The sequence below is a fragment of the Pseudomonas sp. PDM10 genome (assembly GCF_014852295.1).
Lineage (GTDB): Bacteria > Pseudomonadota > Gammaproteobacteria > Pseudomonadales > Pseudomonadaceae > Aquipseudomonas.
On the sequence record NZ_JACVBJ010000004.1, the window covers coordinates 538563 to 560021 of the forward strand.

Here is a 21459-nt window from a genome sequence, read left to right on the forward strand (position 1 = left end):
TCTACTTAGACGCTATTTTGCACGACTACAAACAATAAGTAATCCGATGTATTTATAGCGCAGTAAATTTATGGAAAACCTATATTAGGTCTGACTCTTGAGTTCAGAAATTCAAGGACTTCTACAAGACTGTTTAGTGTATTGATTGATATGGCCCCTCGATCAACCTCTGTTTTCGCACAAGCCTCGGATAAATACCATCCTATTTGTTTTTTTGATGGAGAGACGGAAGACTCATAGTGACTTTTAATTATGTCAATTGTGCTTGAATCAATCAGCCTCTCCAAAGCCATTCCAGAAAATTTTTCATTGACTGTCGCCAATGTAAATACGGTTGCTTCTGGGAGAAACCAGCCTGCCTTGTACCGTGCGCACTCCTTCTGTCCCGCAGAATCATCGTCAAGCAGAACCAAAAAATGCTCTCCACGTCCCATCATAAGGCTGATAAGAGGGCCACTGGCGCCTGAGCCGACACCAGGTAGGATTCGAAAGTGTAAATTGATTTTGCTAATTTTCTGAGCAATTGTCAGAGCATAGTAGTCTGATATACCTTCGACTAAAACATATGGGGGCGTCCCTATAAGTTCTGGCACTACATAGTCAAGGCTTTCAATGACCGGCTGAAAATAACTAGACCTTGACGGGTAGTTTGAAAGGAATTCTTTGTATTTAGTGGCTTTAATATTAGTAGGATTAGAAGAAAAATCGAAATTATCTTCCTCCTCTGGATTCAGTGCGGTGTTTTCGACTATGTATGCTCCTCCCAGCCATTTTGGGTTTATCATATGGTGGCTGTGTGTTGAATAAATTATTTTGGTACCATTGGTGGCTATCTTCTCAAAGCTCTTTAATAATTCGGCTTGTGCTTTGGCGTGGAGGTTTGCAGCGGGTTCATCAAATATTAAAATCGAAGCTTTATTGCTCTCACCTTTGAATGCGGTAAATAACAGAAACGAGAAGAACCAACGAAAGCCCAGAGAGCGCTCGCTGATTTCATAGTCGTATTCGCCGTCTGACACCAAGAAGGAAGCATAGGGTATATTGCCTTTGCTAGTGTCAATATTCCATGTTATTGACATTTGTTTGGCCGAGGAGTCTTTGGAGAATACCCGCCTCCAGCCTCCAATGACTTCTTTCGTAACCGAATTAGAGGCTTTTTTAAATACAGCGTCTATTAGGGACTTTTCAGCACTCGTCACAAATTGGGCAGGCCAATTGCCGTTAGGCTTATTGTTTGCATAAGCACTTATTCTGCGGGACACATGTTTTTCTAGGTCTAACCCATCGTCAATTCCTTCCATTATGGACTGAAAAATTGAACGATAATGTCGGTTTGCCGCGGTTTCATTTTCATGTTCTTGCAAGTAAATTTTGTTTGGAATATCTACAAGAAATGTCGGGAAATACGCCAGACTCGGTAGAACTTCTTGTATCAAGACCATAGTGGCGCGCCAGAAATTTTCTGTTTCGCCTCCTGGTTCACATTCTATAAACTCCGACTCGCCTTTTTTGCGAACGCGGAGATCAGCATCCCAAATATCGCTATTGGTAACAAGGATGCTATCTTCAAACATTAATTCTTTTGTTAAGGTAAAAGACTTGGAAAGCCTTTCTTTATCGATATAGAGGTTTTCATTTTCTGCTAGCGAGGCAATTTGGTTAATGTCATCTTCATCTAGCTTTATAACAGCTTCTATCTCTATACTGTCGGTGAATGCCGAGCGTCTATTAATTGGAATTATTTCATTGGTGTTCGTTTTTGCTTGGTTTCCTTTGAAAAGACTGGATACTAGCTTGTCACTGCTTACGAAATAAGAAAGCGCTTCTAAAATTGTAGTTTTGCCGCTTTCATTTAAGCCAATCAGTGTGATAATTGGATTGTTTGTTCTGTCATCTAGCGCAATAGATGTTTGCTCTATCCCTTTGTAGTTCCGTATTGTAAACTTTTTAATTTCCGGCATAAATGTTGTCGCCCCTAGAGTTCTGTTTGCAGGCTTGAGAGCCAATGCATCCTGCTTATACGGTTTCAATCGTTTTTTTGATTAGCGTAGAAATCCCCCTATCAAAATCAACTGTGGATCTTTTTTTGTTAGAACAAAGGGACATATTCATTTTTTGTGCCAAATAAATATCCCCATGCTGTGAATTTCTTGATCGTAATCTGACCCGTGCATTTCAAAAGCTATTCTGTTGCGGTATTACTTCCAGCAGTAGGCCCTTCCGTGAACGTATAGTTGATTACCATATCGTTCCGCATCAGCACATCGAGCGTCTTCTGCGTACCTGTGGTGGTTACTTTCATGGTAACCACGTAACTTTGAGCATGGGCAGACCCATTAGCGTAGGTATAGACCCACTTCTCATCAGTCTCATTTACCGGGCTCTTGGCGAAGGGCTCGCCAAAAAGCGATTTGAGATCGTTTGCAGTCGTTTTGCCTTTAACGATGGTAGGGACATTCGCTGAAGGAAAGTCTCTACCGCTTGTGTAATGCGAAGTCGCGCAACCGTTAAGCGTAAAAGCCAGTACAAGCGCCAGCATTGCGTTTTTCATGCTCATCCCTGATGGAGTGGTTTCGAACAGCATAAGCTGATCGAAACTCAAAATGCCATCATTGATGAACGATCCTTTCATAGGAAGGTGCGGGGTCGGGTCAATGTCGATTGTCGGCTGTGGCGTTGGGTCGAAAGCGGGATTGGGGATACGCTTCCGAAATTAGAAATTCGCCGGTGTGTTAGCACTGATAATTTCCGCCTCATCCGCCCCAATATTCCGAAACCGATGCGGCAACGTCGTCGGAAAGTAATACCCATCCCCGGCATTCAACACACTAATCTGCCCATCAACCGTCAGCTCAACCGTGCCACGAGTCACGAGCCCACACTCCTCCCCTTCCGAATGCACAATCGGCTCTTCCCCCGAACTCGCCCCAGGCGCGTATTGCTCGCGCAAAAGCCGCATCTGCCGACTCGGCACCGAAGCGCCAATCAGCAGCAACCGCAACCCATGCCGCCCGAGATCCGGCTGTTCATTGGCGCGGAATACGTATTGGTGCTCACGCGGCGGCTGATCAAAGGTGAAGAAGTCCGCCAAAGACATAGGTATGCCTTCGAGAAGTTTTTTGAGGGAGCTGACGGAGGGACTGACGCGATTTTGTTCGATCAGGGAGATGGTGGCATTGGTGACGCCGCTACGCCGGGCCAGCTCGCGCTGGGAGAGTTTGTAGCTTTCGCGTACTAGTTTGAGTCGTGAGCCCGTGTCCATGACAGCCTTATGCGAAGAATACTTAAGGGTTATGGGGGTGGATGGCGGGCGACTTTTGGCCGCGAAAAACACCGCTTCCCTGTCCCGGAAATTTGAAAGGCGGGTATTAAATCACGTTTGGTGGTGTTGCTCAGCAGGTTCGATAAATGGTTGGGTAAAAAGGTTGTTTTGGCCTGGGGTTGGGTGGTTTGGCTGTGCAGACTGTGGATGTGATTGCTGTGTGTCAGTTGGGATTGATGGTGGCTGGTAGGGCCTCTTCGCGAGCAAGCCCGCTCCCACAGTTTGGTTTTGGTTGATAACGGATTTTGTGTATGCCACACATCTCAGTAGGAGCCGAGCTTGCTCGCGATGGCGGTGTGTCACTCGATATCAATGTTGACTGTGCCGCCGTCATCGCGAGCAGGCTCACTCCCACAGTTTTGGCGTGGGCGATCATAGGTTTGTGCCCATCATCGATCTGCTGTGGGAGTGAGCTTGCTGGCGAAAACGGTGTGTCAGCCATTTCAATGGCGGCTGACAGGGCCCTTTCGCGAGCAAGCCCGCTCCCACAGGGATTGTGTTGACCACTAGATGCCGAAACGGTCACGCAGGGCGTAGTACGCGGCGCCCATGGCGGTGAGTGGGGCCTGGAAGGTGCGGCCGCCGATCATGGGCATGTGCGGGAGCGAGGCGAAGGCATCGAAGCGTTCGGCGTCGCCGCGGATCATTTCCGAGATCAGTTTGCCGGCCAGGTGCGAGCAGGTGACGCCGTGGCCGCTGTAGCCTTGCATGTAGTAGGCGTTTTTCTCGATGCGGCCGAATTGCGGCATGCGGGACATGGTCAGCAGGAAGTTGCCGGTCCAGCGGTAGTCGATCTTCACGTCCTTCAGTTGCGGGAAGGTCTTGAGGATTTTCGGCTTGATCAGTTGCTCGATGTCGTCCGGTTCACGGGCGCCGTAGACCACGCCGCCGCCGTACAGCAAGCGGTTGTCGGCGGTGAGGCGGTAGTAGTCGAGCAGGTAGTTGCAGTCTTCGACGCAGTAGTTGTTTTTGATCAGGCTGCGCGCAACCTTTTCGGACAACGGTTCGGTGACGACGATTTGCGAGCCGCACGGCATGCTTTTGCGCGTGACGCGGTTGTCGAGGTCTTGCGGCAGGTAGGCGTTGCCGGCGATCAGCAGGTATTTGGCGCGGACCACGCCTTTGGCGGTGCGTACGGTGATCGGTTCGCCGTAGGTGATTTCCACTGCGGCCGATTGTTCGTAGATTTTGCCGCCCAGGCCGATGATGGCCGAAGCTTCGCCGAGGGCCAGGTTCAGCGGGTGGATGTGGCCGCCCTGCATGTCGAGCAGGCCGCCGACGTAGTTGTCGCAACCCACTTCGCGCTTGATGTCAGCCGCGTCGAGCATTTTCAGGTTTTTGTTGCCGTAGCGTTCCCAGCTGCTTTTCTGCTCGGCCAGGCCTTTGAGCTGCTTTTTGTTGAGCGCGGCGAAGATGCCGCCCGGCTTGTAGTCGCACTGGATGTCGTAGTGCTGGATGCGCTGACGGATGATGTCGGCGCCTTCGAATATCATGCTGCCGAGGACTTCGGCGGTTTTGTCGCCGTAGCGTTCTTCGATGACATCGACGTCGCGGCTGTAGGAGTTGACCAGTTGGCCGCCGTTGCGACCGCTGGCGCCGAAACCGACTTTGGCGGCTTCGAGCACGGTCACGCTGTAGCCGGCTTCAGCGAGGAACAGGGCCGAGGACAAACCGGTGTAGCCGGCGCCGATCACGCAGACGTCGCATTCCACCCGTTCTTCAAGCACCGGAAAATCTCCGGTGAAGTTACGGGTGGCGGCGTAATAGCTGTTTACATGTGTTGTTTGTTTCATAGGTTTCTCCGATGGCCGCTGGCACCTGCCGGCGACCGTCGCTTTTTTTATAGGTGTTAGAGCTTGATCCAGGTCGCTTTGAGTTCGGTGTATTTGTCGAACGCGTGCAGCGATTTGTCCCGACCGTTACCCGACTGCTTGTACCCGCCGAACGGCGCGGTCATGTCGCCGCCGTCGTACTGGTTGACCCAGACGCTGCCGGCGCGCAAGCCGCGCGCGAAGGTGTGAGCCTTGCTGAGGTTGCTGGTCCAGACGCCTGCGGCCAGGCCGAAGATGCTGTCGTTGGCGATGGCCAGCGCTTCTTCCTCGGTGTCGAAGGTGATCAGCGACAGCACCGGGCCGAAGATTTCTTCTCGGGCGATGGTCATGGCGTTGGTCACGCCGTCGAAGATCGCCGGTTCCACGTACAGGCCACCGGTGGCTTCGAGGGTGCGGCTGCCGCCGGCGATCAGTTGCGCGCCCTGGTCTTTGCCGACCTGGATGTAGCGCAGCACGTTGTCCAGTTGGCGCTGATCGACGACCGCGCCGACGGTGGTTTCCGGATCGAGAGCGTGCCCCGGTTTCCAGGCTTGCAGCGCTTCCACCAGCAGCGGAATGAACTGCTCGCGAATCGAACGCTCCACCAGCAAGCGCGAACCGGCGGTGCAGACTTCGCCCTGGTTGAAGGCAATCGCACCGGCTGCCGCTTGTGCTGCCGCGCGCAAATCCGGCGCGTCGGCGAACACCACGTTCGGGCTCTTCCCCCCTGCCTCGAGCCAGACGCGTTTCATGTTGCTTTGGCCGGAATAGATCAGCAGTTGCTTGGCAATCGCGGTCGAGCCGGTGAAGGCCAGCACGTCGACGTCCATGTGCAACGCCAGCGCCTTACCGACGGTGTGACCGTAGCCCGGCAGGACGTTGAACACGCCTTTCGGGATGCCCGCTTCCAGCGCCAGTTGGGCGATGCGGATGGCGGTCAGTGGCGACTTTTCCGAAGGCTTGAGGATGAACGAGTTGCCCGCCGCGAGGGCTGGGGCGAACTTCCAGCTGGCCATGATCAGCGGGAAGTTCCACGGCACGATGGCGGCGACCACGCCCGCAGGTTCGCGGGTGATGAGGCCGAGTTGATCGTGGGGTGTGGCGGCGACTTCGTCGTAGATCTTGTCGATGGCTTCGGCGCTCCAGCGGATCGCGTTGGCGGTCGCTGGAATGTCGATGTTCATCGAGTCGTTGATCGGTTTGCCCATGTCGAGGGTTTCGAGCAGGGCGAGTTCTTCCTGGTTGGCCAGGATCAGGTCGGCGAAGCGGATCAGTGTGCGCTTGCGTTCGGCCGGGGCGAGATTGGCCCAGATGCCGGATTCGAAGGTGCGGCGTGCGACGGCGACTGCCGCATTGGCGTCGGCTTCGTCGGTGCTGGCGACGTTCGCCAGGAAGCGACCGTCGACCGGGCTCATGCATTCAAAGGTGTCGCCGCTGAGTGCCGGGCAGTATTGGCCGTCGATGAATGCGCGGCCTTCGAGTGTTAGGGACTGGAAGCGTTGCTCCCAGTCGCTGCGAGTGTTTGTCATGGTTGTGACTCGACGCGGGGAAATTGGGTGGTTGTCTGGCTGATGTGTTCGGCTTGGGATCCAGCCCTCACCCTAGCCCTCTCCCGGAGGGAGAGGGGACTGACCGAGTTGTCCAAGGACATTCAGCGACCTGATCGATCCAGTCGATTATGGATTCGATACAAAAGCATCAGGTCGCAGGAGTTCCCGAGCATCCCCCGGTCAGTCCCCTCTCCCCTTGGGAGAGGGTTAGGGTGAGGGCCTTCGCAGACTCAAACCGTATGCAGATACCAGTTGTACTCAAGGTCCGAGATGGAATTCTCAAACTCGGCCAGCTCGCTTTCCTTGCACGCCACGAACACGTCGATGTACATCGGGTCGATGTAGCGCGACATGACTTCGCTGTCGTCCAGCTCGCGCAGTGCATCGCGCAGGTTGTTCGGCAGGCTCTGCTCGTTCTGCTCGTAGCTGTTGCCTTCAACCGGTGCGCCCGGCTCGATTTCGTTGGTCAGGCCGTGGTGAATACCGGCCAGGACCGACGCCATCAACAAGTAAGGGTTGGCATCGGCGCCCGCTACGCGGTGTTCGATGCGCACGGAGTCCGGCGAACCGGTCGGCACACGTACTGCAACGGTACGGTTGTCGATGCCCCAGCTCGGCGAGTTCGGCACGTAGAACTGCGCGCCGAAACGACGGTACGAGTTGACGTTCGGGCAGAGGAACGCCATCTGCGCCGGCAGGGTCTCGAGCACACCGCCGATCGCGTGACGCAGTGCGGCGTTCTGCTCGGGATCCTCGCTGGCAAAGATGTTGTTGCCTTCTTTGTCGAGAATCGAAATGTGTACGTGCAAACCATTGCCCGCCTGGCCCGGATACGGCTTGGCCATGAAGGTGGTGTCCATCTCGTGGTCGTAGGCGATGTTCTTCACCAGACGCTTGAGCAACACCGCGTAGTCGCAAGCCTTTATAGGGTCGTTGACGTGGTGCAGGTTCACTTCGAACTGCGCCGGGGCGCTTTCCTTGACGATGGCGTCAGCAGGGATGCCCTGCTCTTTCGCGCCTTCGAGGATGTCTTGCAGGCAATCGACGTATTCGTCCAGGTCGTCGATCAAGTACACCTGGGTCGACATCGGACGTTTGCCGGAAACCGGCGAGCGTGGCGATTGCGGACGACCGTTCACGTTGTCCTGGTCGATCAGATAGAACTCGAGTTCGAACGCGGCGCAAATGGTCAGGCCCATTGCATCGAACTTGCTCACGACCTGACGCAGCACTTCGCGAGGGTCAGCGAAGAACGGCTGGCCTTCGAGTTCGTGCATGGTCATTAACAGTTGCGCGGTCGGGCGCTTCTGCCAGGGCTCGATGCTGAGGGTATCGGGGATGGGGAAGCAGATTCGGTCTGAGTCACCGATGTCCAGACCCAGGCCGGTGCTTTCCACCGTAGAACCGTTGATGTCCAGAGCAAACAGTGAAGCCGGGAGGTTGATGCCTTTTTCGTAAACCTTATGAAGACTGGTGCGTTCGATGCGCTTGCCGCGCACCACACCGTTCATATCCGCAATCAGAAGGTCGACGTACAAAACCTCAGGATATTTCTTAAGGAATGCGTTTGCTTCGTTGAGTTGAACGGTACGCAGAGGGACCGACATGATGCACCTATTAGCTGTTAATTATTATGTTCACTACCTTGTTGCGAGCCCAGTCAACCCGAACGGCAAAGTGAAGTCAATAGCGAACACCTGGCCTCTCAACCTTTATTTTCGGGCCTTTCTTGGGCACGAGAGTGCCAAATCAGTCTTGTGCACCGTGTAAACCCTGAAGATCGGACGTGCGGCGTTTAGAATTTTTTACATGAGAGTTGTTAATTAAAATCAACAAGGCTAAGCTCCGGAAAAGCTCGTTCAAGTGTGAAACTTCGAGGTGATAAAAATGGCACTCAAGCCATTGATCGGCGTTACAGCCTGCGTCAAACAGATTGGCCTGCACCCCTACCATGTCAGCGGCGACAAGTACTTGCGTGCTGTCAGCATCGCGGCTTTGGGGCTGCCGGTCATCATTCCTTCCTTAGGCGACCTGACCGAAATCGATGACCTGCTCGCGCAGCTCGACGGTCTGCTGCTGACCGGCTCGCCCTCGAATGTGGAACCCTTCCACTATCAAGGCCCCGACAGCGCCCCCGGCACGGATCACGATCCGCAACGGGATGCCACCACCCTTCCCTTATTGCGTGCAGCCATCGCGGCGGGCGTTCCGGTGCTCGGCATCTGCCGGGGCTTTCAGGAAATGAACGTGGCGTTCGGCGGCAGCCTGCATCAGAAGGTCCACGAACTCCCCGGCATGCTGGATCACCGGGAAGCGAATCATCCGGACCTGGCGGTGCAATACGCACCGGCGCATGCGGTCAACGTGCAACCGGGCGGTGTGTTCCAGGCGCTGGATTTGCCACAGGTGTTCCAGGTCAATTCGATTCACAGCCAGGGCATCGACCGACTGGCGCCCGGCCTGCGTGCGGAAGCCGTCGCGCCGGACGGTTTGATCGAGGCGATTTCGGTGGAACACAGCCCGACTTTTGCCGTCGGTGTGCAATGGCACCCGGAATGGCAGGTGCTTTCGAATCCTCCTTATTTGAGTATTTTCCAGGCGTTCGGTGATGCATGCCGGCGACGGGCGGCGCTACGTAACAAGCGCTGACTTAACACTCGATTAATCAATTTACTGCCCCCGAGAGTCAGGCGGGCGCGCCTTTGCGCGCCGGTCCCTCACGACACCAACAAACGCGATAACAACAAGTACCACCAGGCAGCCAGGACGGCGGCGCCGAATAAGCCCGAGCATGGGCGATGCCAGTGAGCCAAACGCAACCCCCCTGTGGGAGCGGGCTGTGGCGAGGGGATTTATCCCCGCTGGACTGCGAAGCAGGCCCAAGATTTTGGGGCGGCTGCGCCACCCAACGGGGCGGTGCGACGTTTCGCTAAATCCCCTCGCCACAGTTCGCTCCCACAGGGGATCACCGTTGAGTTGACTGGCGTCGTACGGATTGGGCTTGCAATCAACTATTAAGTCAGGCCGCGTTGGCCCGACGACTGAAACCTGTTGGGAGTTTCACATGGCAAACGCCTCCAGCATCTACAGGAAGGCTCTTGAAGGTCACCAGTCACCGAAAAAGGTGCTGGTGAAAATCGACCGCGTCACCAAGAAATTCGACGAAACCACCGCAGTGGACGATGTCTCGCTTGAGATCCATCAAGGGGAAATCTTCGCCCTGCTCGGCGGTTCCGGTTCGGGCAAATCGACCCTGCTGCGCATGCTCGCAGGTTTCGAGCGTCCGACCGAAGGGCGGATTCTGCTCGACGGTGTCGACATCACCGACATGCCGCCGTACGAACGGCCGATCAACATGATGTTCCAGTCCTACGCGCTGTTCCCGCACATGACGGTGGCGCAGAACATTGCGTTCGGGCTGAAGCAGGATCGTCTGTCCACCAGCGAAATCGACGCCCGCGTTGAAGAGATGCTGCGACTGGTGCACATGACCCAATACGCCAAGCGCAAACCCCATCAGTTGTCCGGCGGTCAGCGTCAGCGTGTGGCCTTGGCTCGCTCCCTGGCCAAACGTCCGAAGCTGTTGCTGCTCGACGAACCGATGGGCGCGCTGGACAAGAAGCTGCGTTCGCAGATGCAACTGGAGTTGGTCGAGATCATCGAGCGCGTCGGCGTGACCTGCGTGATGGTGACTCACGATCAGGAAGAGGCCATGACCATGGCCCAACGCATCGCCATCATGCACCTGGGCTGGATCGCACAGATCGGCAGCCCGGTGGACATTTATGAGGCGCCGGTCAGCCGCATGGTCTGCGAGTTCATTGGCAACGTGAACGCCTTCGACGGCACCGTGGTCGAGGACTTGGAAGGTCACGCGATCATTCACAGCCCGGACCTGGAGCAGAAGATTTACGTCGGTCACGGCGTCAGCACCTCGGTGCAGGACAAGTCGATCACTTACGCCATCCGCCCGGAAAAACTGCTGGTCAGCACCACCCAACCGGATACCCGCTACAACTGGTCCAGCGGCAAGGTGCATGACATCGCCTACCTCGGCGGCCACTCGGTGTTTTACGTGGAATTGCCTGGCGGCAAGGTCGTGCAGTCGTTCATGGCCAACGCCGAACGCCGTGGCGCCCGTCCGACCTGGGACGACAAGGTCTACGTGTGGTGGGAAGACGACAGCGGCGTGGTACTGCGCTCATGAAAACACTCAATCAGCAGTTTATGCGGCTGATGCCGAGTGGTCGAAAGCTCGTCATCGGGGTTCCTTTCCTGTGGCTGTTCCTGTTCTTCATGTTGCCGTTCTTCCTGGTAATGAAGATCAGCTTCTCGGAAGCGGCCCTGGCCATTCCTCCTTACTCGGAGATCTACACCTTCGCCGAGCAGAAATTTCAGCTGTTGCTGAACCTCGGCAACTACTCGTTGCTGACTCAGGATGAGTTGTACATCTCGGCGTACTTCGGCTCGTTGAAGGTGGCGTTTTTAAGCACGCTGATGTGCCTGGTGATCGGTTTCCCGATGGCCTATGCGATCACCAAGGCGAGCAAGGAAACGCAAAACGTTCTGCTGCTGTTGATCATGATGCCGACCTGGACCGCGATCCTGATCCGCGTTTACGCGTGGATGGGCATCCTCAGCAATAACGGTTTGCTCAACGCGTTTTTGATGTGGACCGGGCTGACGGATCACCCGATCGAGATCCTCAACACCAATACCGCCGTGTACATCGGCGTGGTGTATGCGTATCTGCCGTTCATGGTGTTGCCGCTTTACGCCAACCTGGTCAAGCACGATCAAAGCCTGCTGGAAGCCGCTTCGGACCTGGGTTCGAGCAACTTCAACAACTTCTGGAAAATCACCGTGCCGCTGGCCAAGAACGGCATCATTGCCGGCTGCATGCTGGTGTTCATTCCGGTGGTCGGTGAGTTCGTGATTCCGGAGCTGTTGGGTGGCCCGGAGACCCTGATGATCGGTCGCGTGCTGTGGCAAGAGTTCTTCAATAACCGCGACTGGCCGGTGGCGTCTGCCCTGGCGGTGGTGATGCTGTTGATCCTGATTGTGCCGATTCTGCTGTTCAACCGCAGCCAGGCCAAAGAGATGGAGGCACGGGGATGAAACGCTTCGGATTTTCAAAGTTCATGCTGATTTTCGGCCTGTCGTTTATCTACCTGCCGATGTTGATTCTGGTGATCTACTCGTTCAACGCCTCGAAGCTGGTAACCGTATGGGGCGGCTGGTCGTTCAAGTGGTACGCCGGCCTGCTCGATAACTCGCAACTGATGGGCTCGGTGGTGCGCTCACTGGAAATCGCCTGCTACACCGCGATTGCCGCGGTGGCGCTGGGGACGTTGGCGGCGTTTGTGCTGACTCGCGTCACTCGCTTCAAGGGCCGCACGTTGTTCGGTGGTTTGGTGACGGCGCCGCTGGTGATGCCGGAAGTGATCACCGGTCTGTCGCTGTTGCTGCTGTTCGTGGCGATGGCGCAGTTGATTGGCTGGCCGCAGGAACGTGGCATCGTCACCATCTGGATCGCCCACACCACGTTCTGTGCGGCGTATGTGGCGGTGGTGGTTTCGGCGCGCTTGCGTGAGCTGGACCTGTCCATCGAAGAAGCGGCCATGGACCTCGGGGCGAAGCCGTTCAAGGTGTTTTTCCTGATCACCATTCCGATGATCGCGCCGTCACTGGCGGCCGGCGGCATGATGTCGTTTGCCTTGTCCCTGGATGACCTGGTGCTGGCGAGTTTCGTGTCCGGCCCGGGTTCGACGACCCTGCCGATGGAAGTGTTCTCGGCGGTGCGTCTGGGCGTGAAGCCTGAGATCAACGCCGTGGCCAGCCTGATTCTGCTCGCCGTATCGATCGTGACCTTCATGGTCTGGTTCTTCAGCCGCCGCGCCGAAGCGACCCGCAAACGTGCGATCCAGGAAGCGATGGACCAGACCGCCAGCGAATCCTGGCAGCAACCTGAAAAGCAAATGGTAGAAGCGACGGCCTAGTGCCATTGCTGATGGGTTAAGTGAGCACAAACCCGTGGAGTAACCCCAAACCCTGTGGCGAGGGGATTTATCCCCGTTCGGCTGCGCAGCAGTCGTAAAAACCAGTGAATGCGGTGTACCTGATACTCCGCGGTTGCAGGTTTTGGGGCTGCTTCGCAGCCCAACGGGGATAAATCCCCTCGCCACAGGTTTTGTGTTCACTCCACAGGGTTTGGGTTCACTGCAATGGTTTTGTGTTCGCTGCACAGGTTTTGTGTTCACTGCATTTTTGCTGTGTGATTTTGAATAAAAAAAGAAATGGAGTTGTACCGATGAAAATGTTTGGCAGGACTCTGCTGACACTGTCCTTATTGGGCGCGATGGCCACCGGCGCCCAGGCCAATGACAAGGTACTGCGCGTCTATAACTGGTCGGATTACATCGCCCCGGACACCGTCAAGAAGTTCGAAGACGAGACCGGGATCCGCGTGACCTACGATGTGTTCGACAGCAATGAAACCCTTGAGGCACGGCTGCTCGCCGGCAAATCCGGCTACGACATCGTCGTGCCGTCCAACAGTTTCCTGGCCAAGCAGATCAAGGCCGGCGTCTATCAGGAACTGGACAAGTCGAAGCTGCCGAACTGGAAAAACCTCAATCCGGTCCTGCTGAAAAACGCTTCCGCCAGCGATCCCGATAACGGCCACGCCTTCCCGTATATGTGGGGCTCGATCGGCATTGGCTTCAACCCGGAGAAGGTCAAGGAAGTGCTCGGCAGCAACGCGCCGACCAATTCCTGGGACTTGCTGTTCAAACCGGAAAACGCCGCGAAGCTGAAAGCGTGCGGCATCAGTTTCCTGGATTCGCCGACCGAGATGCTCCCGGCCGCCCTGCACTATCTGGGTTACCCGGTGAACTCGCAGAACAAGGATCAGATCGCCGAAGCGGAAGCGCTGTTCATGAAGATTCGGCCGTCGGTGGCGTACTTCCATTCGTCGAAATACATCTCCGACCTGGCCAACGGCAACATCTGCGTGGCGGTCGGTTACTCCGGTGATGTGCTGCAAGCCAAGGCGCGCGCTCAGGAAGCGGGCGATAAGGTGAAGGTCGATTACAGCATTCCCAAGGAAGGCGCGGGCAGTTTCTACGACATGGTCGCGATCCCCCGGGACGCGGCGAACGTGGAAAACGCTTACCTGTTCATGAACTTCCTGATGCGCCCGGACATCATCGCCGAGATCACCAACAACATCGGCTACAGCAACGCCAACGCGGCGGCCACGCCGTTGGTGGATGAAGCGATTCGGGATGATCCGGGTTCGTATCCGTCGCAGGCTGTGATGGCGACGTTGTATGCCATTCCGGACATGCCGATTGGTACTCAGCGGGTGATGACTCGCGGGTGGACGCGGGTGAAGCTCGGTAAGTAATTCACTCGGATTTTCCGTTGAACCTGAAATTGCCTTCGCGAGCAGGCTCGCTCCCACAGTGGTCCGTGGTGGAACACAGATTTGTTAACGACGCTGATCCCTTGTGGGAGCGAGCCTGCTCGCGAAGAGGCCATGACATTCAACATAGATATCAGTTCTAACCTTTTCCGTTCACGTAGCGCCTTACCACCGCTGCACTCCTGTCTGTAGAACGGCCTCACCTGGCTTCCTCGGTTAAGGTGAATTTGGGCGCCCTCCTCGGGCGCCTTTTTTTATGAGAGGACGAGCGGCCACTCGGCCAGCGCTCGGTAGCGGCCCTTATGGGATTCGAACAGGGTGAAGTGATCGGCCCGCAGATAGAACTCGGGCGGCGTCGCTGACTCTGGCACCGGCACTCGGTAATCACGCATCAGCGTCAGGTGCGGGCGAAACTCCTTCGGCGAATCCTCAAACCCGAACGGCAGCATTGCCTGCTCAAGCGCATACACCAGCCGCAGCAACTGCGGTGATGCCTGCTCCGACGCGAGTACCAACACCCCTGCCCTGCGCCAGACATCCAGCCGATCAAGCGCCACCCTCAAAGGCACGCCCGGCGTTCGAATGTTGGCAGCGGCCGTGCAGATATCGGCGATTTTCGCCACTTCGACAGCCCCCAAAAACTTCAACGTCAGGTGAAAGTTTTCCACCGGCACCGGGCGTCCGTTCCTGAGCTCAAGCGCGCTGCGCCATTGGGCGATGGCCCGACGTTGCTGGGGTGTGCAGTTCAGGGCAAAAAACAGTCGTTTTAACGGCTCATGGGATTCGTCGCTCATCGCTGGCACCTCCTGACATCCAAGTTATAGTTCATGCAAACGATTCAACTGGAGGGGCCATGCGCGAGATCATCAGCAAGGAACCGTGGTGGGCCGTGCCACCGAAACCCGGTCAGGATGAGTCCGAGCTGGAATGGGGCTGGCTGGTTCATTACAACGAAGGTGAGCCGCGCTTCGAGTTCATCAAAGAGCGGCCGACGGACAGCGAGATTCGTAATCGCAAGAGTTGCAGGACCACCCCGACGCCGGAGTGATCCTGTCGTTGGTTTCAGGCTTTGACGATCATTTCGAACCCGCCAAAGATCAACCGCTGACCATCGAATGGCATCGGGTTGACGTCCGGTTGCATGCGCGGATCGTTCATGAGTTTTGCCATGCCTGCATCGCGGGTGGTCTTGTCCGGCCAGATGATCCAGGAAAACACCACGGTTTCGTCTTCCTTGAGTTTTACTGCCATCGGAAACGAGGTCACTTTGCCGTCAGGGACGTCGTCGCCCCAGCATTCGGCGACGCTGAGGGCGCCGCTTTCCTTGAAAATGACTGCGGCGGTTTCGGCGTGCTTCTTGAATTTTTCGCGGTTGGCGGTGGGTACGGCTGCGATGAAGCCATCAACGTAGGACATGGTCGTTCTCCTTGGGTTATGGGGCGATCTGCTGGTTAGTCGATTCCGTCGGTGCCCAATCGACAGATCCACCGCCCGAACTGACCGACGGTACTTCGGCGCTCCCCGCCAGATTGCCCTCGATCTGCGCCGCCATGTAAAACGTGCCAGCCATCACGCCGGTGGTCGGGTTTTGCACCAGCTTCAGCCAGGCTTTGTCGAACGTGTTACCCAGACTGCTGCGAATCAGAGCTTCGCTGTCAGGTCGGTCACTGGCCTGGATCAAGGCGCGAATTCCTGCTACCCCCACGGTAATCAGTCCTCCAGCCAGTTTCCCAGCCGCCGCGGCCACTGCACTGGCCGCCCCTCGCGGGGCCATTTCGGCTTCCATCCGCTTGCTGGCGCGCTTGGCCACCGGCGCCATGGCGGTGTCTGTCGAAGCCACCCCCTTGTCACCGCCGGCCTTGTGGATTTTCTCGATCAGCGCCGCATAGGCCGGCAGCGTATTCAGTGGTTGGGTGTGCACCACTTGATACAGCGAAGCGTCCCGGGCGGGCGGTGGCCCGAGGGCGATGGCGGGGATTTTCTGGATGCGGCCATTGAGCTGAGCCATCGGCACGCCGTGGCGCTGGGAGATTTTCTGCAGTTCTTCCTGAAGGATGTCGACGTAGAACGCCGTTGCCTGGCCGAGTATCGCATCGGGATCGATTTCCACCGCGACCGGCGCCAGCACACGCTGTTGGTATTGCTCCAGCAGATAGGCTGCCAGGCGCTTGGCCGAGGCATCCTGCTCGCCCTTGGCGCTGATGGTGTACCAGCTGACCTTCATCGACAGCCATTCCTGGGTCCAGTAACTGCTGAACCAGGGAATGAAGTTCTCTTCGGTCAGTTGATAGACGCGCGTTCGCCAGTAATCCATGGCACCGCGCGCGTAGATTTTGGTCTGCTCGGTGGCCGATTGCGACGCCGCGACAATCTCTTGGTCGACCATCTGCCAGGTGCTTTGGGGAACAACCACCGGCACCACTTCCACCGGGGCACGCGCAGTCGTGACGCATCCCGCCAACACCACCAACACGGCGACGATCAGCGAACGCACGTTCAAGATCGCGGTTCCTACAGACTTGCCCGAACGGGATGTCCGGTGGTTCAAAGGTCTATTAATTTGAGTATAGGTGGCGGTGTTTGTTCGCTTGGGGTTGAGGGTGTTCTTTCAGACCGCCTTCGCGAGCCTGCTCGCGAAGAGGCCAGAACAGTCAGCGATCGTCCCACCATCACTTATGTCGATATTCACCATCGCCGCGAATGCCTTTCGCGTAAAAACCGTCAGCGTAGGATCAGCCTTAACCCAACGCAAAACCCCGCATCGGAGGGGCGAATCATGATTATCCATCTCCTGACCTGCCTGGCCCTGACGGCCATGACACTGAGCATTTTTTCCTGGTACGTCCTGTCCGAGGAGCGCACGTCATGATTCACTCCGTGACCCTGGCCGTAAGCTTTGCGGTGTTTGGCAACAACTACTATTCCCAGTCATTCGTTTCGCGCAAAACGTTCGAACTGGTGTTCGACAAAAACTTCGAGGCATTACTGATGCCGTCCGCCGCCAATCACTTCAACAATGAAGTGATCGGGCTCAATGATCAGTTCCGGTTCCTGAGCGATGTGCTGGAAGAGCACCTGCTGGCGACTGAGCTCGCCGCTACCGCCCCCCGGAATCAATACTTCTGAGCAACTGCCCCAGGCCCTCGGTAAAACAGGTCGGTGAGTTCAAGGAAAAACGCTCAAGCAGGCGACTGTTGTCGGCTCGCGAATGTTTGATATCACCGGAACGCGGCGCGTTGTAATTCAATGTCAGGGACCGCCCCAAAAGCTCGCTTAATGTCGCCGCCAGTTCGTTAACGCTGGTGGATCGGTTAAACCCGACATTGACCGGCTCGTTAATCGGCTCTGGCTCACCGACTGCCTGTACCAGGATCTTTACGAGGTCATTGACGTATACAAAATCCCTTGTTTGCTCCCCATCACCGTAAACCGTGATGGGGAGTTTTTTTTGCGCCCTCTCGCTGAAAATGCTGATGACACCGGAGTAAGGCGATGAAGGGTCCTGACGGGGTCCGTAAATATTGAAAAACCGCAGAATGACCGGTTCAAGACCATGCTGACGCCGATAGAAATCGAGGAAATGTTCACTGGCCAGCTTGTCGGCGGCATACGGCGTCAGTGGATTCTTGGGCGTGTCCTCGGTAATCGCCATGCCCTCGCCATTGTTGCCATAGATCGCCGCACTGGACGCGTAAACCACTCGTCTTATGCCTGCCTCGCGCATGGCTTCGCAGATATTCAGCGTGCCGACGAAATTGCTTTGGTGAGTGGCGACCGGGTCATCGACCGACGCCTGCACCGAGGCCACCGCCGCCAGATGCACCACCGCGCTACAGTCTTTCATCGCCCGCTCCACCGTCGGCGCGTCGGCAACATCCCCCACCACCAGGGTTAAATGGCAGCGATCAATCGGTAAGTTCGACAATTTTCCACTGGAAAGGTCGTCCAGAACCCGAACGCTATAACCGCTTTCCAGCAGTGCTTCGACCAAGTGCGAACCGATGAAACCGGCACCGCCCGTCACAAGAATTCGTTCAGCAGTCATGATTTATTTACTCCCCGGTGCAGTGGTGGGTGTTTTATCCATTGCAATGAAGTCGCCTAATTGCGAAATCAGTTCACGGCTGTCACTGAGCATTCGTTGCCAGTCGGTGGGAAAGCGAACATTCAACGGCAGTTGATCGATTCTCCAGCGCGGCGACAGGGGGCGATCAAACCGGGCGGCGACCTGCAAGCCCATCTCGCTGGCAGCAAACGGCCCACGCAACACCGTCGGCGTACGACCGGCGCTGTCGACGGCCTGGACAACATGGGCCGGCAACCACTCGCCATCGGGCATGCGAACGCGCAGCGGCTGGCCAATCGCGGCGTAGCTGATATTCAGCGGTTCCAGATAAATCCACAGCAGAGGCTCTTCCAGCCGCTCAAGGCGCATCAACAACGTACCCGCACCGACGTTCTCGCCGGGCGTGACCAACACCTCCGCAATGCGACCGCTCTGCGCAGCCTTGATCGACAACGCGGCGAGGCGCGTTTTCAACCATTGTTGCTCGGCGGTCTGTTGAATGATTTCGCGCTCCACGCTCAATGGCGACTGATGAGCCAGTTGATCGCGGCGCTCGAACGCCAACAGGTCCGCTTTAAATGCGTCAAGTTCGGACTGGGCGGCCAGCACTTCTCCACGAGACACGGCGCCTGATTCAACGAGGCCTTCAAGCACCTGCACGCGCTCCTCCGTCCTGCTCACTCGGGTCCTGAGCAACTGACGCTCCCTCGTGTCCAGTTTGGCGTTGGTGACGGGCACTGATTTCTTCGGCATTGCGGCAAGCTGCGAGAGCCGCGCACGCCATTCGGGATTGTCGAGACTGACCAACGGCTGATCGATCTGGACCTGCTCCCCGGCCATGACGAACAGCTGATCGACCCGACCGGCATCCCGTGCGCGGACCTCAAGAATCGGCAGGCGCAATTGCGCCGGCGCGTCGATCATCACCAGGCCATACGTCAGCTTCGCTCCCAGCCAGATCAAGGGGCTCGCGACCAGGAACAGGATCAGATACCAACGCGCGCGAAACGCCATGCGTTTGCCCGGCGCGTAGAGCACAGTCAACCCCTGTTCCTGGGTGGGGTTCAGTTCTTTGCGACTATCGAATCGAATCTTCATGACGGCTCACCGTTTTGGAAAGTCTCGCCAGGCTTGCCAGTCAATACCGGCAATCCCCCGTGGTTGCAGCTGTTCGCGCCAGACACGGGTCTGGTGCTGCAACTGCTCAGTCGACGCGCCGGCCCAGGATTCAGTGGCATCCAGTTGCGGCTCTGTGCTTTGCGCCAGGCGAAATTGCAGATCAGGCCAACGTTGGGCGATCTGCTCTGCCATGCGTGCGCTGTTTTTCGGATTACGGGTGTAGATCATGAGGCTGACCTGACGCACGCCCGCCTCGGGAAGCGCGCACGGCAGGCAGGTTTTCCCCGGTTTTGCCTCTGCAAACCAACGATGATGGCTGGAGATTTCTACCGGCCATGGGCTGGCGGCGGAGGCTGCGTGCAAGGTATCGAGCAAATCCTTCAAGCGCTGATCCGGGACTGGCACACCCAGTTGTTCGAGTTCCAGGTCCAGGTGCAGGCTGGTGAATGAAAGCCCCTTCAGCTTCGCCAGTAAGTCAGTGAGCTGATGACGGTCCTGCGGCTCCATCCAGGCCGGATCACCGAGCAACAGGCTGACTTGCACCCCCTTGCCGGCCGCGTCCTGTAGCAATTGCGCCAGCCGTTGGCGCGTGGTGGCAAGGTCTTTCAACTGGGAGGACTTGAGGCCAAGGTAGATCTTGTCCATCCCGGCCTTACGCAATTGCTCAAGTTCCGCCTTGCGTTGATCGGGATCGAGCAACGCTTCGCTGTCCCAGACATAACTGGCCTGGGACCATTGGCTCGACGGCACCACCGCTGCCTGAGCCGGCAAGGGTTGTGCGGCCAGTATCATCGGGGGCAACGACAGCGTCAGCAGCAGAAGTATCGATCGCATCATCAAAACCTCGTGGCTCGTTTAAGCACCCACCACGGCGCCATAGAGCTTTCTTCGTGGCCCCGGCGAAAGATCTCGTTGAGCATGGCCACTGCGCTCCAGCACCGCAGGAGAAGCATGAACAGTGGGAAGAAAGGCACCAACAATCCCAGGACACTGTCCTTTGCAGGTCGGTCGGACACCATCAACAACATGGCGGCGAACAACATCGCGGTGATCATCAGGTACAACGAATAAATCAGTACGAACAGAAACAACAGCGTCTTGCCCGGCAAAACAAATAGTGCCAGCAAGGTGTAGCTGAAGATGAGAAACGGCAGCACCAGCTGAAAAAAGAAGCCGCTGAGCAGGATCATCAGAAAGCTCGGCCAGCCCAACAAACGGGGGTTGATGTTGTGGTGGTGCTTGCGGATGTACAGAAAAAACAGGTCGCCATCCCAGCGCAAGCGCTGCATCAGAAACTGACTGAGGGTCGACGGTGCGTCGGTGTGTCCAATCGCTTCCGGCTCGAAGGGAATCCTCAAGTCGTGTCGCTTGAAGTAACTCTTGATGCGCAACGTCAGGTCCAGATCCTCCGCGGTATGCGTGTTCCAGCCACCGATTTTCACCAGGAAGCTGCGGCGGAATGCCCCGAAAGCCCCCGAGACGTTATTGACCAGGTTCCATTCGGCCAGACCGATTTTCGACATATGGATGGACAACAGGTATTCCAGCGCCTGCATCGCGGTCACCCACGAAGCCCAGACATTGCGCACTCGCAGGCTACCGGCGACCGCAGGCACCGTCGGGTCCTCGAAATGGCGCACGATGGAGCTGACCATGTTGTTGTCGAAGGACGTATCTCCATCGAGTGCCATCACGATTTCACCGCTGGCAAGCGACAGGCCGGCGTTCAATGACGACACCCGCCCGCCCCTCTGCCATTTGGCGATCGGACGCAAATGGCGTCTGGGGTACAACTTCGGGTCCACGTTGAACTTGCGAACGGCGCTGAGCGTCGGCTGGTTCACCGTGGCCCCGTCCACCACCGGAATCATCTCGATGTGGCCGGGGTACGTCTGCTCGCACAGGCTTAACAGCGTGGTCTGAACGTCCATTCCTTCGCTGTAGCAGGTAATGATGCAAGAGACCTTGGGCCGATAGACACTGATCTTCGGGACACGGGAACGCCGACGTGCGAACCAGCGCAATACCCCCAGCATCACCATGATCATCAGGGGCAATTCAAAGATCAGAAACAAAGGGAAAAGCATGAAAAACACCCGGCTCAAACCATCCGGCCCCATGAGCCCGCCGAGTACGCTGAGGAGTTGCTCCAGAAAAAGGCTCAT

Annotated in this window: 20 protein-coding genes; 7 read left to right on the forward strand and 13 right to left on the reverse strand. The window is 56.7% G+C overall.

All coding sequences use genetic code 11. From position 1 onward, the window contains the following. Positions 1-68: 68 nt before the first annotated feature. The 6 genes from IB252_RS16940 to IB252_RS16965 all read right to left on the reverse strand — a co-directional run bounded on the left by IB252_RS16940 (position 69) and on the right by IB252_RS16965 (position 8290). Positions 69-2006 (reverse strand): ATP-dependent nuclease, encoded by a 1938-nt coding sequence (locus IB252_RS16940; protein WP_192409612.1) that lies wholly within the window; start codon positions 2004-2006, stop codon positions 69-71. 176 nt (positions 2007-2182) lie between these two features. Then, positions 2183-2551, reverse strand: a complete 369-nt coding sequence (locus tag IB252_RS16945) for a hypothetical protein (protein WP_192409746.1) — start codon at positions 2549-2551, stop codon at positions 2183-2185. 162 nt (positions 2552-2713) lie between these two features. After that, positions 2714-3262 carry a cupin domain-containing protein gene (locus IB252_RS16950; protein WP_007895886.1) on the reverse strand — a complete coding sequence of 183 codons (549 nt, stop codon included), beginning with the start codon at positions 3260-3262 and terminating at the stop codon, positions 2714-2716. Between the two features lie 566 nt (positions 3263-3828). Then, positions 3829-5115 (reverse strand): NAD(P)/FAD-dependent oxidoreductase, encoded by a 1287-nt coding sequence (locus IB252_RS16955; RefSeq protein ID WP_192409613.1) that lies wholly within the window; start codon positions 5113-5115, stop codon positions 3829-3831. 56 nt (positions 5116-5171) lie between these two features. Next, complete coding sequence (locus tag IB252_RS16960) at positions 5172-6662, reverse strand: aldehyde dehydrogenase (RefSeq protein WP_192409614.1); 1491 nt, start codon at positions 6660-6662, stop codon at positions 5172-5174. Positions 6663-6913: 251 nt separating this feature from the next. Further along, the gene (locus tag IB252_RS16965) at positions 6914-8290 is read right to left on the reverse strand and encodes a glutamine synthetase family protein (protein WP_111448612.1); all 1377 of its coding nucleotides are present in this window, start codon (positions 8288-8290) and stop codon (positions 6914-6916) included. A 280-nt stretch (positions 8291-8570) separates the two neighbouring features. On the opposite strand from IB252_RS16965, the gene IB252_RS16970 reads away from it, so the two are divergent. The 5 genes from IB252_RS16970 to IB252_RS16990 all read left to right on the forward strand — a co-directional run bounded on the left by IB252_RS16970 (position 8571) and on the right by IB252_RS16990 (position 14091). Further along, on the forward strand, positions 8571-9332 hold the full coding sequence (locus tag IB252_RS16970) for a gamma-glutamyl-gamma-aminobutyrate hydrolase family protein (RefSeq protein WP_192409615.1): 762 nt from the start codon (positions 8571-8573) through the stop codon (positions 9330-9332). Between the two features lie 415 nt (positions 9333-9747). Further along, on the forward strand, positions 9748-10890 hold the full coding sequence (potA, locus tag IB252_RS16975; RefSeq protein WP_192409616.1) for a polyamine ABC transporter ATP-binding protein: 1143 nt from the start codon (positions 9748-9750) through the stop codon (positions 10888-10890). A gap of 29 nt (positions 10891-10919) precedes the next feature. Beyond that, complete coding sequence (locus tag IB252_RS16980; protein WP_161990859.1) at positions 10920-11801, forward strand: ABC transporter permease subunit; 882 nt, start codon at positions 10920-10922, stop codon at positions 11799-11801. Next, positions 11798-12682 carry an ABC transporter permease subunit gene (locus tag IB252_RS16985; protein WP_111448616.1) on the forward strand — a complete coding sequence of 295 codons (885 nt, stop codon included), beginning with the start codon at positions 11798-11800 and terminating at the stop codon, positions 12680-12682. Before IB252_RS16980 ends, IB252_RS16985 begins: the two co-directional genes overlap by 4 nt. A 311-nt stretch (positions 12683-12993) precedes the next feature. Continuing rightward, complete coding sequence (locus IB252_RS16990) at positions 12994-14091, forward strand: polyamine ABC transporter substrate-binding protein (protein WP_111448617.1); 1098 nt, start codon at positions 12994-12996, stop codon at positions 14089-14091. Between the two features lie 272 nt (positions 14092-14363). Here the strand turns inward: IB252_RS16990 and thpR are convergent, their stop codons facing one another. Next, entirely contained in the window at positions 14364-14903 is a 540-nt protein-coding gene (gene thpR / locus IB252_RS16995; RefSeq protein WP_192409617.1) for an RNA 2',3'-cyclic phosphodiesterase, read from the reverse strand. 59 nt (positions 14904-14962) lie between these two features. Here thpR and IB252_RS17000 point away from each other — a divergent pair, with 59 nt between their 5' ends. Next, positions 14963-15157, forward strand: a complete 195-nt coding sequence (locus IB252_RS17000; protein ID WP_008151815.1) for a hypothetical protein — start codon at positions 14963-14965, stop codon at positions 15155-15157. A 14-nt stretch (positions 15158-15171) separates the two neighbouring features. On the opposite strand, the gene IB252_RS17005 is transcribed toward IB252_RS17000, so the two are convergent. Together IB252_RS17005 and IB252_RS17010 are read right to left on the reverse strand one after the other, a co-directional pair. Then, on the reverse strand, positions 15172-15525 hold the full coding sequence (locus IB252_RS17005; RefSeq protein WP_111448619.1) for a DUF1428 domain-containing protein: 354 nt from the start codon (positions 15523-15525) through the stop codon (positions 15172-15174). A 16-nt stretch (positions 15526-15541) separates the two neighbouring features. Then, positions 15542-16609 carry a hypothetical protein gene (locus tag IB252_RS17010; RefSeq protein WP_192409618.1) on the reverse strand — a complete coding sequence of 356 codons (1068 nt, stop codon included), beginning with the start codon at positions 16607-16609 and terminating at the stop codon, positions 15542-15544. Positions 16610-16974: 365 nt separating this feature from the next. Here IB252_RS17010 and IB252_RS17015 point away from each other — a divergent pair, with 365 nt between their 5' ends. Beyond that, positions 16975-17235 carry a hypothetical protein gene (locus IB252_RS17015; protein WP_046049286.1) on the forward strand — a complete coding sequence of 87 codons (261 nt, stop codon included), beginning with the start codon at positions 16975-16977 and terminating at the stop codon, positions 17233-17235. Here IB252_RS17015 and IB252_RS17020 read toward each other — a convergent pair. From IB252_RS17020 to IB252_RS17035, 4 genes are read right to left on the reverse strand one after another with little or no spacing between them, the layout of a single operon-like run. Next, on the reverse strand, positions 17207-18154 hold the full coding sequence (locus tag IB252_RS17020; protein WP_192409619.1) for an NAD-dependent epimerase/dehydratase family protein: 948 nt from the start codon (positions 18152-18154) through the stop codon (positions 17207-17209). The two genes, IB252_RS17015 and IB252_RS17020, sit on opposite strands and share 29 nt — an antisense overlap. A gap of 3 nt (positions 18155-18157) precedes the next feature. Then, complete coding sequence (locus IB252_RS17025) at positions 18158-19273, reverse strand: HlyD family secretion protein (RefSeq protein WP_111448624.1); 1116 nt, start codon at positions 19271-19273, stop codon at positions 18158-18160. Between the two features lie 6 nt (positions 19274-19279). Beyond that, entirely contained in the window at positions 19280-20131 is an 852-nt protein-coding gene (locus tag IB252_RS17030; protein WP_192409620.1) for a hypothetical protein, read from the reverse strand. After that, positions 20131-21459 (reverse strand): glycosyltransferase family 2 protein, encoded by a 1329-nt coding sequence (locus tag IB252_RS17035; protein WP_192409621.1) that lies wholly within the window; start codon positions 21457-21459, stop codon positions 20131-20133. Before IB252_RS17035 ends, IB252_RS17030 begins: the two co-directional genes overlap by 1 nt.